The organism is Rickettsia lanei (genome assembly GCF_056242675.1).
This window is the reverse complement of record NZ_CP172233.1, coordinates 320,297-334,545: the sequence shown is the minus strand read 5'-3', so window position 1 is coordinate 334,545 and position 14,249 is coordinate 320,297. Positions and strand designations below refer to the sequence as shown.

Below are 14,249 nucleotides of genomic sequence, written 5' to 3'. Positions count from 1 at the left end.
TTAACCGAGATTTAACAGAAGAGGAAATATCGTTGCTTAACATAGGTTTTACTTTTGCACAAATTTCGAATATAGAAAACAATAAACAAGAATTCTTTGTTGAAAATGACGATAATATAAAAAGTTTGACTGACGCCGGTGTTAGTGTGAAAGAATTACTTGCAATGGAACCAAGTCAGCAGAAACTCTTTATTGAAAATAGTTATAAGGTAAAAAGCTTATCTAAGGTCAGGCTCATTACGAAAGAATTGTTTAATGTGATAACAGGCCAACAAGAATCAGGTAATACAAATGAAAATGATTTAACTCAGTTCGATAATACGGATCACAATGCATTAACAGTAGAGTTATAGGTGGTGCTACAGAACAAGCTTAGGTGAGCGTGGAATACAATTCAAGTATAATAGAATTCTTGCATAACATAGCTAATAAGGAGAGATCCTTTTGGAGACAAATAAGTTATGCAAGAATTCTAATGCTTATGGTCATGGTGGTGAGTATAGAAGCCTAGAGCAGAAAGTGCATTTGAGAATTCAGAGTTAGGAGTTATTGCATTTGGTATTCCGCTGCAACATATGTGACCGTTTAAGCATATCACTTGATCGGAGTTTTTTATTACAGTAAATAAATCATGAGAAATCATAAAAACCGTAATATTGAGCTTTTTACGAATCAAATTAATAAGTTGATAAAATTCTTGTTGGCTTGTTACGTCTAAAGACTGTAACGGTTCATCTAAAATAATTAAGTCGGGATTATTAACTATTGAACATGTAAGAACTACCTTTTGAAACTGCCCTCCTGAGAGCTTAGAAATTTCTTGATCTTTTATATGTTCCAAATCAATAAATGAGTTAATCTCTTTAATATTGTTATTAAAATTACTCGGTGCTAACAACTCTAAAAAATTTTTTACTGTAATAGGTAAATCAGGGGTTAATCCGAACTTCTGCGGTACATATCCAATTTTTAGTTTGGGATCAATTATAATCTCGCCGCTTGTAGGTTTTTCAAGTCCAAGCATTAAGCGTACTATGGTAGTTTTACCTGCACCGTTAGGTCCGATTAAAGTAGTGATATTATTTTTTTTGACAGTGAAACTAACGTTATTTATCGGCAATTTATTACCGAATTTTTTAGATACGTTACGAAACTCGATTATAGGTTTTTGCATGTGTCAGTTCACTTCTGTCATCCCGTAGCTTGACCACGGGATCCAGTAATAAATACTAAAGTTATTAATGTTTTAAGTTATTTTTCTAGATCCCGTGGTTAAGCCACGGGACGACACAGTGGGCAATAAATAGCATTCATTAAATAGAATAAATGCCGATTAGTGCTGCCTCGGCTAAGTAAATGTTTTTGCAGGGCTAATACTAAATCTGGCTTGCTAGCATTCTCATCAAGCTCAAGATAATCATTTAGGGCATATAGTTTAAAAAAATAACGATGAGGTTTGCCGGCAGGTGGACAAGGACCGCCGTATTTTTTTTCTTGCCAGCTATTATTTTAAATTTTAATACTACTATCTATTTGTCCTTCTGAAAGCTTAGTAATAGAAGCAGAAATATTATATATTACCCAATGATCCCATATACCGTGTGGCGGTGCTATTTCTACCGGTGCATCCGGATCATCCATTATAAGTGCAAAAGATTTAGTACCTGAAGGAGCATTACTCCACTCTAGATGCGGTGAAACATTTTGTCCTTTACAAGTAAATTTATCAGGAATGCGATCATTATGTTTAAATGTCGTACTTGTTATTATGAAAGTCATAGGTTGCTCCTTTTGTTATAACGTCATTGCGAGCAGCCATAAGCTGCGTGGCAATCTCATGAAATAATAAAATTCCTGAGATTGCTTCGGCAATTACTTCGTAATTTTCCTCGCAATGACGTTTTGTCTATCAATTCACAACTTGCCATTGTCCGTCAGGTTGGCGGCATGCATTACCGTATGCTTTTTGTTGTTTTCCGCCTATTACAACTGTTTGAGTGTACTCACGGCAATATTGACCAGTGCTATTTCTATAAGTTTTATTAGGTGTTACGTAACCGTAATTGCCGTTATCCGGATTACGCCATTCTACGTTACTACCACTAGGAGCTGTTTCTAAAGCTCTCTGTGAGGTAAGCTCTGCAAGTCTTCTATCCTGTTCATCCATACCTGCACCGATTTGTCCACCAAGAACTGCTCCAAGTAATGCACCTACACCTACTCCAACAAGCTGTCCTTTGCCCTTACCGAATTGAGAACCAAGTAATGCGCCGCCAGCACCGCCAAGAAGTGTTCCTGTACCTTGTTTATTCATACCGCCCGGACCGTTACAGGCTTGTAACATAGCAGTTGCAAGAGCTATAATCATAATTTTAGATAATAGTTTCATATAATTCTCTCTAAATATAATATATAATTAATAAGTATATGGTTTTTAGAATTTTGTAAAGCTAAAACTAGATTCTGTAAACAAAATTTAAATTATTTGTATTTTAAAATATTATTTTTAATTTTGTTCACAGCACCTCATTATAATTGAATTTTATATTTTCTTTGTTAAACTACAAATAAATAAATTGGAAAGATTTGTCATGGATACTAATAGCCGTAATCGGTTAATAAAATCGGCATCTTATTTATCGGTTACTACGGCATTAATTATTTTAAGTATAAAATTATATGCTTGGGTTGTTACCGATTCGCAATCAATCCTTGCTTCTTTAATGGATTCAATGCTTGATATAACTTCCTCCTTTATTAATCTAATAGCTTTAAGATTTGCCCTGCAACCGCCAGATCATCATCATCGATTCGGGTATGAAAAACTGCAGGATTTAACAATTTTTTCTCAATCGATATTTTTCTTTGCTTCAGCTTTTTTTGTAGGCTTTTCTTCGGTTAAATCTTTATTTGAAAAAACAAAACCGGAGAATATTAGCGACGTTACTACTGTAATGTATGTATGTATATTCTTAACAATTATTTTAGTGTTTTACCAAACTTATGTAATTAAAAAAACAGGATCGGAAATAGTAAAAGCCGATAAGCTTCATTATTTCACGGACTTACTCACTAATGTTATAGTAATTATCTCTATAAATTTAAGTGATTATTTTTGGTTTGTTGACCCATTATTTGGTGTAGTTATTTCGTTATATATATTTCACTCTTCTTATTCTTTATTTAAAAAGGCATTTAAAAATTTAGTAGATCATGAATTACCCGAACAAGACAGACAAAAAATTATCTCGATAGTGAATAACCATTTAGGGGCAAAAGGTATGCACGAAATGAAAACTAGATATGCCGGTCAAAAAGCTTTTATCCAGTGCCATCTGGAAATGGACGGCAATATGTCGCTTTATAATGCTCATAAAATTAGCGATGAGATTGCTTTTGAAATATTGCAGGAATTTCCGGAGGCTGAAATAATTATCCACCAAGATCCTTTTGGAATCGAAGAACACGTAAAGTACCGTGAATATATTGTTAGATAAAGAAGCTAATTTTAATAATTTTTTCATGGAGCAAGCTTTAAAACAAGCAAAGATTGCTTTTGATAAAAATGAAGTCCCGGTCGGAGCGGTAGTTGTAGATAGGTTAAATCAGAAAATTATTGCTAGTACCCATAACAATACGGAAGAAAAAAATAACGCTCTTTATCATGCTGAAATTATTGCTATTAATGAAGCATGTAATCTTATATCTTCTAAAAATTTAAATGATTATGATATTTACGTTACTTTAGAACCTTGTGCTATGTGTGCGGCAGCTATAGCTCATAGCAGGTTAAAACGTTTATTTTATGGGGCTTCTGATTCCAAGCACGGAGCAATCGAAAGTAATTTGCGATATTTTAACAGTAGTGCTTGTTTTCATAGACCGGAAATATATAGCGGAATTCTTGCCGAAGGTTCGGGGCTATTAATGAAAGAGTTTTTTAAGAGGATAAGAACTGTTATTTCTAACCACAGAATGACATAAAGAAGTAAGAAAACATGCTAAAACTATTAACCCCCTATTATTTTAATAAATTATCAAAGGTTATAATACCTATATTAGCTATATCTACTTGCGTAATGATGACTATAGGTCTTTATTTAGCCCTCATAGTTTCGCCGGTAGATTATCAGCAAGGTGATTTTGTACGCATTATGTATGTTCATGTCCCTGCCTCTTGGATGGCTCTTGGTGTTTATGTGTTCATGGCAGTATGCAGTTTTAGCTGTTTAGTATGGAAAACTACTATTAGCTATTTGCTAGCCGTAGCTTCTAGTTACGTTGGGGCTACTTTTACTTTGATTAGTTTAGTAACAGGTTCTTTATGGGGAAAACCTATATGGGGGACATGGTGGGTTTGGGATGCAAGACTTACCTCCATGCTTATATTATTTTTATTATATTTAAGCTATATTATTATGGTGAATAGTGCGGATAATATAAGAAAGGCACAAAATCCTTCTTCTATTATTGCTCTTATCGGATTGATTAACATACCGATAGTAAAATTCTCGGTAAATATTTGGTATAGTTTGCATCAGCCTGCTAGTGTTTTAAGGCTAGGGAGTCCAACTATTCACTCTTCAATGCTAAAGCCTTTAATTATCATGTTTATTAGTTTTATATTATATTTTCTATTAGTATTACTTTTAAGAACTGCTATATTAATCGACAAAATCAAAAACAGATAATAAAATGACTTATGTTGTAACCGATGAATGCGTAAAATGTAAATATACCGATTGTGTTGAAGTATGTCCTGTAGATTGTTTTTATGAAGGTGAAAGGGAAGATGATTTTATGTTAGTCATTAATCCCGATGAATGTATAGATTGCGGCGTTTGTGTTCCTGATTGTCCTATAGGTGCTATTAAACCTGAATCACCGGGGTTAATAGAATGGGTAGAACGTGCAAAAGATTTTATAGAAAATAAAGGATGGAAAAATATTACCAAAAAAAAAACTGCTTTGCCTGATGCCGATAAATTTAAAGATGAGAAAGATAAGTTTAATAAATACATAGGTTCTGTGAAGATTTCTAATTGATTTGTTATTTTGAGATATTTTGAAGCGAAAATTATAAGATTTTTGAAGGAATAGTTAATCCTATTCCTTCAAAATATCTCAAAATAACAAATCAATTAGAAATCTTCACAGAACCTAAAATAACATGAATTAACTATATGTGTTTATTTTGTCACAAAACTTAATAAAAGTTTTATTATGTGAATCTAATTGCCGATTAAATATAGAACTAAAAAATATAATATGTTATATATGCCATTAAGATAATGTTTAATTATTTAATTTGAGGTGCTAATCATGAAAAAGTTACTTTTAATAGCTGCTACAAGTGCAACAATTTTGTCTTCTAGCGTATCATTTGCTGAGGGCATGGATCATGAGTGGTATTTAAGAATAGATACCGGTGCAGCAATGTTTAATGAAGAAAAAGATAAGGCAACCGGTGTTAAATTAAAATCTAATACAACTGTTCCAGTTGCTTTAGGTATCGGTTATTATATTTCCGAAAACTTTAGAGCCGATTTAACTTTAGGTACTATAATCGGTGGTAAGTTAAAGAAATCCGGAGCTGCGACTAATGCACCTTTTACCCGTACTAATGTTTCAGTAAGCCATAAACCTACTATTACACGTTTACTTATTAACGGTTATGTAGATTTAACTAATTTTGATATGTTCGATGTTTTTGCTGGTGCCGGTGTTGGTCCTGCATTAGTTAAAGAAAAAATTACATATAATGGGATAACCGGTCTTTCATCTAACACTAAAAACAGAACTAATATTTCTTACAAGCTAACTTTAGGTACTTCTGCACAAATTGCCGACAGTGTTAAAGTAGAACTAGCTTATAGCTGGATAGATGATGGTAGAACAAAAAGTAAGAATGTAATTTACCAAGGAACAAGTGTACCAACCGGTGGTATGCATTATCAAAGCCATAACTTAACAGCTGGTATAAGATTTGATATATAATTAACAAGAATATATTAATAGTTTTAGGTAACCTAACATCATACCGTGGCTTAACCACGGTATCTAGAAATAAAAAAAAAGACTGGATTCCGGCGGTGGTTAAGCCACGGAGTGATATTAGATGACAACTCAGAAATGTCACTTAAAGCTATTTTTTATCGAATTTAGGTAACAATTGTAAAATTATTATCTAATATCGTTTTTACTAACAACTAATAAAATTTAAAGGAAAAATTTAACAATATGAAAAAATTACTTTTAATAGCAGCTGCAAGCACAGCACTTTTAACTTCTGGTCTTTCATTTGCTGATTGCGATATGAATTCTTCTGTAGATTCATCTACTAATTCATCGATGTCATCATCTGTGGAAAATCAATGGTATTTAAAACTTAATGCTGGTGGTGTGATGTTTAACAAAACAAAACCTAAAGGAGCAGATTTTAAGTTAAATAATATAAAGTCTAATACAGGATTTACAGGTGAGATCGGTGCGGGTTACTATATCATGGATAATCTAAGAACCGATTTAACAATTGGAACGGTAGCAAGTAGTCATTTAAAGAAATCAAAAACTTATCCAGACGGTAATTCTTTCTCAGTAAAAAATAAACCTACTATTGTAAGTGTATTACTTAACGGTTATGTTGATTTCGTCGATTTAAGCATGTTTAAAGTATTTGCAGGTGCAGGTGTTGGTGCTGCTTTTGTAAAGGAAAAAATTAACTCTAAAGATATTAAAGGTGGTGTAACTGGCACTTTCAACGGTACTACTAAAAACAAAACTAACTTTGCTTATCAGTTATCTTTAGGAACTTCATTTGAAGTTACACAAGGTGTAAAAGCTGAACTAGTTTATAGCTGGAGAGATTACGGTAAAACAAAAAATACCACCAAAACTATTGACGGGGATAAAGTTAAATTTGGTGGAACCCGTTATAAAGGTCATAACTTAATGGCAGGATTAAGATTTGATATGTAATTAGTCTGAAATCTTTTTACAAGCTATTAACACGAAAAAGGAGTTTTTATTAAAGACTCCTTTTTTTTGTATGTCTTGGTATTGCCTACGTGGATACTGAGACGTCATGAGCTAAGCGACTGCAAGGTATTATCGCATGATTCAGTTTTTTTGTCATTGCGAGGAAAATTACGAAGTAATTGACGAAGCAATCCAGTAAAAAATTCTGATTTACAGTATTTTTATTATTTTTCCTAGATCCTACGGCTGCAGAGTGGTTGTATGGTTAGCGCATACGATGTCATTCCCGCGGAAGTGGGAATCCAGCAAAATAACTTCAATATTGATATACATATTTGGTAAACTAAATTTGGTAAACTAAAAAAACTTGTTTTTTGATGTTTTACTAGATTCCCGCTTCTGCGGGAATGACATAAACTGAGCCAGGCAACAACACCTACAAGCTTGCGGAGTTATAGTAGAGATGGCATTGATATTCATGCCAACAAACTCTTAATCTAAAGACTCTTTTTGCCTTTATAAAACGTTACGTTTATTTGATGTATTGCTGCAAAGCCTAAATAAATTTTAATACGTTCTAGAATAATATCTTGATAATAAGGTAATTCTGCTGCAGTAGCATTATCTTCAGCTTGTATAAACAGTGTATTAATCTTTTGTTTTTTATAAGTATAGGTGGTGATTTTTAAAGGTAATGCTTTAGTGCTGAAGTTAAACCCGACTATTTTATTCCAGTTAATCATGATTTCAGGCAGCAATGGATGTTGTTTAGCAAATATACGCCTAACTATTTTATCGATATCCTCTTTAATTAGTTTCATTTTAATAAACTCTGCACTGTTAAAGTTATGACGGCTAAAGCAAGCATTATAGATATTACGGGAAAATGTAAAGATGTAACCGATATGATCATTAAAAATATATTACAAACTGCTATAATCGATACTACTTGTTTATGAGATTTGCCTTTTTGTACTGCTTTTTGAAAAAAATGTTTTAAATGAGGCTGCCAAATTTTTTCTTTATTGAGTAGCCGAATTAATATGGTTAGCACTGCATCAGTGATGTAATATAAGCTAGCAATAGCACAAGCTATAAATAAATTAGTGCTTGTAAGAGCCAGCAGGAGCAAACAAAGACCCGTTAAGAATCCAAGACTAATACTTCCCACGTCTCCTAAAAATATTTTTGCCGGGTGCCAATTAAATATTAAAAAACCACAAGAACAACCAAGAATAATAACATTTACACTAGCTATAAAATATGGATTATTAATAGTCGGAAATTGTAAAAAACATAATATAAGCATAGTACTAGATAGATGGATAGATTCAACACAACTCATACCGTCTATACCGTCCATAAAATTATATATATTAATAAAACCGCTTAAAGCTATAACTAAAATAGAATATATTAGTATATGTACAGAGTTTAGCTGCGAAAAAAGAAAAATAGCAAAAGCTGCACAAATTAAGTGGACTATTAAACGAATTAGAATAGGTACAGCTTTTAAGTCATCTAAAAAGGAAATCGCAGCAATTGCCAATAATAACGGTAATATTTTTATTGAATTAACAAAGTTATTGCTCGTTATATATTCAAACCCGCTCAAAGCAATCATTACAACAACTACAATAGCAAGACCGCCGCCGCGCGGTGTTATCTTATCATGAGAACGACGGTTACTTGGTATATCAACTAAACCGATAGTAGGAAGATATTTAGTTAATATATATGTTAATATAGCGGTGGATATAAAAGAAAAAATAAATAATGTGCTGTAGCTATTTATATTCATAGGAACATATTAGATTTAAAACTATAATATTTACGGTTTGGCATGTCTCTACTATCTTATTTGTCATATGAATGTTGGCTTTTGAAGGTTCAGGGCTACCGCTTGGATGATGATGCACAAGTATAAGGCTGCTTGCTTCGTTAAATAAAGCTCGTTTAATTATCTCACGTGGATATACCGCAGCTTGGTCTATAGTTCCTTGACTTAAAACCTCATCAGCAATTAAAATATTTTTCTTATTCAAAAATAATATACGAAATTGCTCGAGTCGCATATTGCCCATATTAACTTTTAAATAATCAATCCAAGAACTCCAAGAAGCATTAATATTTTTATTTATTATTTTTTGTTTCAATACTCTAATGTATCAGCTCACGTAGAGCAAAATTGATATATAAATTTTCATTGGTGCCTTTAATACTAAGTAGCCTTTCCTTATCAAGGTTAATTAAATCCGTAATATCAAAATGATCAAGTAATTTTTTAGCAAGAGGTTTTATGTCTTTACGAGGGATAGCCGAAAATAACATTACTTCAAGTAATTCGTAATCAGAAAAATGTTCTGCTCCAGCGGCAACGAAGCGTTCTTTTACTCTTTTACGGTGACCTATATAATGAGGCGTATCTATTATTTCATCATTACTAAATTCTAACAAATTATTTTCTAACATTCTTTATGTTTATTCAAATTATAAATAAAGTAAAATGTTGCTGATATCATTCCTAGCTAAAAGCGGGAATCCAGTAATCTTTAATGTCATCCTAGCTAACTTGATTGCGGGATCTAGTCTTTTTAAATGCTTTTTGGATCCCGTGGTCAAGCCACGGGATGACACTGAGTGCGTTTTTTGATCCACGCAACAATGTCCCGCGGGAATGACATAGATAGCCATACAACAAAATCAATTTTTACCCTACAGTTTAGTATGGAGGATAATCAAGTTTTTTAGGTGATAACGTAAATATTTCAAAACCGTCTTTAGTCACGCCTATAGTATGCTCAAATTGAGCCGATAATGATTTATCACGTGTAGTAACTGTCCATCCATCTAGTTTACTTAATATAGTGTCATAATTACCGGCATTTATCATAGGTTCAACGGTGAAAAACATCCCTTCTTCTAACGTTAGACCCGTGCCGCTGCGACCGTAATTTAATATTGACGGTTCGTCATGAAAAACTCTTCCGATACCGTGACCCGTATAATCTCTAACCACAGAATAATTATGTTTCTCGGCATAGCTTTGAATAGCATGTCCGATATCACCGAGTTTAGCACCGGGTCTAACTACTTCAATCCCTTTCATCATTGCATCATAAGTTACTTGAATAAGACGCTTGGGCTTAATTGCTACGTCACCGACATAATACATACGGCTAGTATCACCGTACCAACCGTCTAAAATTACCGTAACATCAATATTTACTATATCACCGTTTTTTAACGGTTTATCGTTTGGAATGCCGTGACAAACCACATGATTTATAGAAGTACAAATCGATTTCGGAAAGCCTTTGTAATTTAACGGTGCAGGAATGGCATTATGAGAAGTAATAAAATTATGACAAAGGCCATTTAAACTATTAGTGGTGACATTCGGTTTTACGTGATCAGTAATAAAATCGAGCGTCTCTGCAGCTAATTTTCCTGCTGCCCGCATCTTTATGAAATCTTTTCCCGTGTGGATTTTTATGGTCATGAATTTTGGTTACCTTTCCCTCAAAAAAATATATTTTCATAATACAAAATGGCTCTTTTTATGTAAATAACTTATCCTATTATTGTGAGAAGTGCTGCTATGTTACTTGATGTAGGTTTTGGATATTATATAATTGCTAATATAATTATTATTTAACATAATGGGTGTAGTGAGGTTATTATTTGCTCTTTCTGTTGTGGCTGCACATTCAACTTCTCATCCATTGCTTAAATTTATAGGTACAACAATTGCAGTACAATCTTTTTTCATGATTTCCGGCTTTTATATGGCTATGATTCAGAGCAATTATACAAGCAAAATAAAATTTTGGAAACGTAGATATTTAAGGCTTTATCCTACTTATATCTTTTGTATTTTAGTTACTTTCTTCTTGCAGCAAAAATTTTCTTTTTTAAGCAATTGTGTAATCTTTCATTTCCGGCTGGTTTTTTTAATTTTTGTAAACCTAACAATGTTGTTGCAAGATGTAACAATGTTTATTGGAATTAATAATAATACAGTACATTTTACAAAATACTTTATTGACTCCACGCCTCCTCTTTATCAATTTTTGTTGATACCTCCTGGTTGGTCAATTGGGCTAGAAATTTCTTTTTATTTAATGGCACCTTGGATTCTAAAAAAGAAAAATATCTATATTTTATCCATAATTTGTATATCTTTAATTACTAGAATTATTCTTCAGTTTAATGGATTTATAGGAGATTCTTGGTCTTATAGATTCTTTCCTTCTGAACTTGCAGTTTTCTTAATTGGTAGTCAAGCATTTTATATTTATACTAGTCAAGAAATAAACGAAAAAAAGTCTTGGCTTAGTCAATTACTCTATTTATATATTATATTAATAATTATTACTTTTCCGTTTATCCCAATAGAGCCTCAACTAAAAAAATTACTTTTTTATTGTTTATTTGCTCTATCTTTAGGAAAAATATTTGACTTAACCAAAGATAATAAGTTAGACAAATTAATTGCTTTACTCTCTACCCAATATATTGTTGTCATTTAATTGTCTTGTATAATATATTACCTGTATATTGGGCTGATAATGGGACATTTCTTAATACGTTGGTTACTTTTATAACAGTAATAATTATTTCTTTATTGAAAAGCCTATAGAGTATTATAGAAAAAGATATAAAACTCATAATTTAGCTTAATATTTAAAACTATGCTATATTACATAAATAAAATTCTTTCAAACAATAAGGTACAAGCGGTTATCTTAGGGATAATCGGGCTTGGGATTATTACTGTTCTCACGTCATATAATATAGACGATCCGTCGTTTAACTCGGTCACAACAGAGTACCATAGTAATTTAGTAGGAATTTTTGGCTCTTATTTATCGGATTGTTTATATCAATTTTTTGGGTTGGCTGCTTTTATCATACCGCTTGCTTGCTTTGTTTGGGGGAGAAATTGTTGGTATGGAAGATATCGCGGCTCATTTATCCGTATGTTTGTAATGTTGCTTGCTCTCGTTAGCAGTAGCACATTATTATCTAAGATTAAGCTAGAATTCATACCGGCAAATGCAGGTGGAGCTATCGGAATAATAGCTTCTAATTTTTTTGAGCGATTTACAAATCAACTATACTTATTATTAATATTTTTTACCTTTATTATATTAGTTGTTTTATTTGAAATTAAATTTACTTCTTTAAGTAATTTTATTATTAAGCTAGGGAAATTTTTAATCTATCGGATACAATCTTTTTTACATAATGTATTTTCACGATTGTCGTCGATAAGATTATTCCCTACTAAAAACAATGATAAGATAAATATAACTTCTTCTTACCAAAAGCCTGTAAGTGAAAAAGTAAAATTTCCTGAAGAAGCGAGATCCGTACCTGCAAATCCTATAAAATTCTTTAGCAAACCTGTTAGCCCTAAAATATCTCAAAGCGCAATAGCAGAATTGCCGCCTATTTCGTTATTACGTGATCCTGAAAAACATCATGTAAAAGGAGCTTCGTCCTCAGAGCTTAAACAAAAGGCTGAAGAGTTATTAACCGTGCTGAATGATTTTGGAGTTAAAGGGCAGATAATTAATATCAATCAAGGACCGGTGGTAACTCAATATGAATTTGAGCCGGCAGCAGGTACGAAAACATCAAGAGTAGTAGGATTATCTGACGATATAGCACGCTCACTATCTGCTTTATCAACAAGGATAGCAGTCATACCCGGCAAAAATGTACTTGGTATTGAGCTTCCTAATAAGCAGCGTGAATTCTTTTGCTTAAAAGAACTTATAGAGACCCCAGAATACCAAGACAAATCAACTTTATTGCCGTTAGTCTTGGGTAAAGATTTAGCAGGTAAGCCGCTGATTGCCGATCTTGCTAAAATGCCTCATTTATTAGTAGCAGGAACCACCGGCTCGGGTAAATCCGTCGGTATTAATGTGATGATTGTGTCGCTCTTATACCGCTATACTCCCGAAGAATGTCGCTTTATCATGATTGATCCGAAAATGCTTGAATTATCGGCTTATGATGGAATACCGCATTTGCTAACTCCTGTGGTAACCGAGCCTTCTAAAGCGGTAGTTGCTCTTAAATGGGCAGTTAAGGAAATGGAAAACCGTTATAGAATGATGAGCAATATCGGTGTTAAGAATATCGCAGGTTATAATGCAAAAATCTTAGAAGCGGTTAAAGAGAATAGGGTAATTGAGCGTTCGATTCAAACTGGTTTTGACCCTGAAACAGGTAAGCCTATTTACGAAACCGTTACAATGAACATGGAAAAACTGCCTTACATAGTGGTTATTGTTGATGAGATGGCTGATTTAATGTTAGTTGCTGGTAAGGATATTGAAATGCTGATTCAAAGGCTTGCTCAGATGGCAAGAGCGGCAGGCATCCATATTATTATGGCAACGCAAAGACCTTCTGTAGACGTTATTACTGGTGTCATTAAAGCCAATTTTCCAAGTCGTATTAGTTTTAAAGTTACCTCTAAAATCGATAGCCGAACGATTTTAGGAGAGCAAGGCTCCGAGCAGTTACTCGGTATGGGTGATATGTTATTTATGGGGAGTACTTCCAAGATAAGTAGGGTACACGGACCGTTTGTTAATGAAGCCGAAATTGAGCAAATTACGGAATATTTGAAAGAGAGAGGTACGCCTGAATATATCTCTGCCGTTATCGAGCAACCTGAAGAAGACGATAGTAGCATTGATATCGGTGACGGCACCTCTGATGACGTGCTTTACAAAAAAGCTGTGCAGATAGTGCGTGACGAACGCAAATCTTCCATTAGCTATATCCAAAGGTCGCTTAGAATTGGCTATAACAAAGCTGCCAACTTAGTTGAGAAGATGGAGAAAGAGGGAATAGTCTCACCACCGAATCATACAGGTAAAAGAGAGATATTATTGCCTGAGAGGTAGGGTATTTTTTCGTCATGTGCTACGCAGCCGTAGGCGTTGTTGCATGGCTCTTATGTCATTCCTGCAAAAGCAGAAATCCAGCATAAAGCGAGCTTTAAATTTCAAAAATTTGCTGTATCTATAATTTTTTCTTGGATTCCTGCTTTCGCAGGAATGACATAAATATATTTATCATTGACATTCGCATTTGATAAAGTTTTAGGACAAAAGCTTTTACAAAAAGCAATATATGCCGGTGATTTAGAGTTAGTAGAAACTTTATTTATATAGTAAAGGTGTTGATGCCCAGTACAAAGACCAATTAGGACGTATAGCTCTGCATCATGCTATAAAAGCTAATTG

At 33.2% G+C, this 14,249-nt stretch carries 16 protein-coding genes and 2 pseudogenes; 10 read left to right on the top strand and 8 right to left on the bottom strand.

Going from position 1 to position 14,249, the window contains the following annotated elements; translation table 11 throughout:
- Positions 1 to 32: 32 nt before the first annotated feature.
- Positions 33 to 353: a hypothetical protein gene (locus tag ACHBLB_RS01980; RefSeq protein WP_475842257.1), complete on the top strand. Its 321-nt coding sequence runs from the start codon at positions 33 to 35 to the stop codon at positions 351 to 353.
- 119 nt (positions 354 to 472) lie between these two features.
- Here the strand turns inward: ACHBLB_RS01980 and ACHBLB_RS01975 are convergent, their stop codons facing one another.
- Both ACHBLB_RS01975 and ACHBLB_RS01970 read right to left on the bottom strand, forming a co-directional pair.
- Entirely contained in the window at positions 473 to 1,174 is a 702-nt protein-coding gene (locus ACHBLB_RS01975) for an ATP-binding cassette domain-containing protein (protein ID WP_475842255.1), read from the bottom strand.
- A gap of 139 nt (positions 1,175 to 1,313) precedes the next feature.
- Positions 1,314 to 1,779 (bottom strand): annotated as a pseudogene (locus tag ACHBLB_RS01970) (YbhB/YbcL family Raf kinase inhibitor-like protein).
- 45 nt (positions 1,780 to 1,824) lie between these two features.
- Between ACHBLB_RS01970 and ACHBLB_RS01965 the strand changes: the two are divergent.
- A pseudogene (locus ACHBLB_RS01965) lies at positions 1,825 to 1,911 on the top strand (lytic transglycosylase domain-containing protein); the annotation flags it as partial.
- On the opposite strand, the gene ACHBLB_RS01960 reads toward ACHBLB_RS01965, so the two are convergent.
- Positions 1,910 to 2,389 (bottom strand): RT0821/Lpp0805 family surface protein, encoded by a 480-nt coding sequence (locus ACHBLB_RS01960; protein WP_475842253.1) that lies wholly within the window; start codon positions 2,387 to 2,389, stop codon positions 1,910 to 1,912. The pseudogene ACHBLB_RS01965 and the gene ACHBLB_RS01960 overlap by 2 nt on opposite strands.
- Positions 2,390 to 2,591: 202 nt before the next feature.
- Between ACHBLB_RS01960 and ACHBLB_RS01955 the strand changes: the two genes are divergently transcribed.
- The 6 genes from ACHBLB_RS01955 (at position 2,592) to ACHBLB_RS01930 (ending at position 6,978) form a co-directional block, all read left to right on the top strand.
- Positions 2,592 to 3,497 (top strand): cation diffusion facilitator family transporter, encoded by a 906-nt coding sequence (locus ACHBLB_RS01955; RefSeq protein WP_475842704.1) that lies wholly within the window; start codon positions 2,592 to 2,594, stop codon positions 3,495 to 3,497.
- Complete coding sequence (locus ACHBLB_RS01950) at positions 3,478 to 3,984, top strand: nucleoside deaminase (protein WP_475842251.1); 507 nt, start codon at positions 3,478 to 3,480, stop codon at positions 3,982 to 3,984. The genes ACHBLB_RS01955 and ACHBLB_RS01950 overlap by 20 nt, the downstream gene beginning before the upstream one ends.
- Before the next feature lie 14 nt (positions 3,985 to 3,998).
- Positions 3,999 to 4,691 carry a heme ABC transporter permease CcmC gene (gene ccmC, locus ACHBLB_RS01945; RefSeq protein WP_475842248.1) on the top strand — a complete coding sequence of 231 codons (693 nt, stop codon included), beginning with the start codon at positions 3,999 to 4,001 and terminating at the stop codon, positions 4,689 to 4,691.
- 4 nt (positions 4,692 to 4,695) lie between these two features.
- Positions 4,696 to 5,046, top strand: a complete 351-nt coding sequence (locus ACHBLB_RS01940) for a ferredoxin family protein (protein WP_012151392.1) — start codon at positions 4,696 to 4,698, stop codon at positions 5,044 to 5,046.
- 276 nt (positions 5,047 to 5,322) lie between these two features.
- Positions 5,323 to 5,997, top strand: coding sequence for an adhesin Adr (gene adr, locus ACHBLB_RS01935; protein ID WP_475842246.1), 675 nt, complete (start codon positions 5,323 to 5,325; stop codon positions 5,995 to 5,997).
- A 243-nt stretch (positions 5,998 to 6,240) separates the two neighbouring features.
- The gene (locus tag ACHBLB_RS01930; protein WP_475842244.1) at positions 6,241 to 6,978 is read left to right on the top strand and encodes an outer membrane protein; all 738 of its coding nucleotides are present in this window, start codon (positions 6,241 to 6,243) and stop codon (positions 6,976 to 6,978) included.
- A 497-nt stretch (positions 6,979 to 7,475) separates the two neighbouring features.
- On the opposite strand, the gene ACHBLB_RS01925 is transcribed toward ACHBLB_RS01930, so the two are convergent.
- The 5 genes from ACHBLB_RS01925 to map form a co-directional block, all read right to left on the bottom strand.
- Positions 7,476 to 7,799 carry a DciA family protein gene (locus tag ACHBLB_RS01925; protein ID WP_014365060.1) on the bottom strand — a complete coding sequence of 108 codons (324 nt, stop codon included), beginning with the start codon at positions 7,797 to 7,799 and terminating at the stop codon, positions 7,476 to 7,478.
- Positions 7,796 to 8,779 (bottom strand): MraY family glycosyltransferase, encoded by a 984-nt coding sequence (locus ACHBLB_RS01920; protein ID WP_475842242.1) that lies wholly within the window; start codon positions 8,777 to 8,779, stop codon positions 7,796 to 7,798. Before ACHBLB_RS01920 ends, ACHBLB_RS01925 begins: the two co-directional genes overlap by 4 nt.
- Positions 8,766 to 9,134 carry a JAB domain-containing protein gene (locus ACHBLB_RS01915; protein ID WP_014411119.1) on the bottom strand — a complete coding sequence of 123 codons (369 nt, stop codon included), beginning with the start codon at positions 9,132 to 9,134 and terminating at the stop codon, positions 8,766 to 8,768. Before ACHBLB_RS01915 ends, ACHBLB_RS01920 begins: the two co-directional genes overlap by 14 nt.
- Before the next feature lie 4 nt (positions 9,135 to 9,138).
- A complete protein-coding gene (locus ACHBLB_RS01910) occupies positions 9,139 to 9,450 on the bottom strand; it encodes a UPF0758 domain-containing protein (RefSeq protein ID WP_014365057.1) in 312 nt (103 codons plus the stop codon).
- A gap of 250 nt (positions 9,451 to 9,700) precedes the next feature.
- Entirely contained in the window at positions 9,701 to 10,480 is a 780-nt protein-coding gene (gene map, locus ACHBLB_RS01905) for a type I methionyl aminopeptidase (protein WP_012151385.1), read from the bottom strand.
- Positions 10,481 to 10,640: 160 nt separating this feature from the next.
- Between map and ACHBLB_RS01900 the strand changes: the two genes are divergently transcribed.
- Complete coding sequence (locus ACHBLB_RS01900; RefSeq protein ID WP_475842240.1) at positions 10,641 to 11,510, top strand: acyltransferase family protein; 870 nt, start codon at positions 10,641 to 10,643, stop codon at positions 11,508 to 11,510.
- 162 nt (positions 11,511 to 11,672) lie between these two features.
- Positions 11,673 to 13,907 carry a DNA translocase FtsK gene (locus ACHBLB_RS01895; protein WP_475842237.1) on the top strand — a complete coding sequence of 745 codons (2,235 nt, stop codon included), beginning with the start codon at positions 11,673 to 11,675 and terminating at the stop codon, positions 13,905 to 13,907.
- The last annotated feature ends 342 nt before the right edge of the window (positions 13,908 to 14,249 follow it).

Excerpts from the sequence above, each read along its gene's own strand:
- ACHBLB_RS01975 (WP_475842255.1), bottom strand. The coding sequence starts at position 1,174 with ATGCAAAAACCTATAATCGAGTTTCGTAACGTATCTAAAAAATTCGGT.
- ACHBLB_RS01960 (WP_475842253.1), bottom strand. The coding sequence starts at position 2,389 with ATGAAACTATTATCTAAAATTATGATTATAGCTCTTGCAACTGCTATG.
- ACHBLB_RS01955 (WP_475842704.1), top strand. The coding sequence starts at position 2,592 with ATGGATACTAATAGCCGTAATCGGTTAATAAAATCGGCATCTTATTTA.
- ccmC (WP_475842248.1), top strand. The coding sequence starts at position 3,999 with ATGCTAAAACTATTAACCCCCTATTATTTTAATAAATTATCAAAGGTT.
- ACHBLB_RS01940 (WP_012151392.1), top strand. The coding sequence starts at position 4,696 with ATGACTTATGTTGTAACCGATGAATGCGTAAAATGTAAATATACCGAT.
- adr (WP_475842246.1), top strand. The coding sequence starts at position 5,323 with ATGAAAAAGTTACTTTTAATAGCTGCTACAAGTGCAACAATTTTGTCT.
- ACHBLB_RS01930 (WP_475842244.1), top strand. The coding sequence starts at position 6,241 with ATGAAAAAATTACTTTTAATAGCAGCTGCAAGCACAGCACTTTTAACT.
- ACHBLB_RS01925 (WP_014365060.1), bottom strand. The coding sequence starts at position 7,799 with ATGAAACTAATTAAAGAGGATATCGATAAAATAGTTAGGCGTATATTT.
- ACHBLB_RS01920 (WP_475842242.1), bottom strand. The coding sequence starts at position 8,779 with ATGAATATAAATAGCTACAGCACATTATTTATTTTTTCTTTTATATCC.
- ACHBLB_RS01910 (WP_014365057.1), bottom strand. The coding sequence starts at position 9,450 with ATGTTAGAAAATAATTTGTTAGAATTTAGTAATGATGAAATAATAGAT.
- map (WP_012151385.1), bottom strand. The coding sequence starts at position 10,480 with ATGACCATAAAAATCCACACGGGAAAAGATTTCATAAAGATGCGGGCA.
- ACHBLB_RS01900 (WP_475842240.1), top strand. The coding sequence starts at position 10,641 with ATGGGTGTAGTGAGGTTATTATTTGCTCTTTCTGTTGTGGCTGCACAT.
- ACHBLB_RS01895 (WP_475842237.1), top strand. The coding sequence starts at position 11,673 with ATGCTATATTACATAAATAAAATTCTTTCAAACAATAAGGTACAAGCG.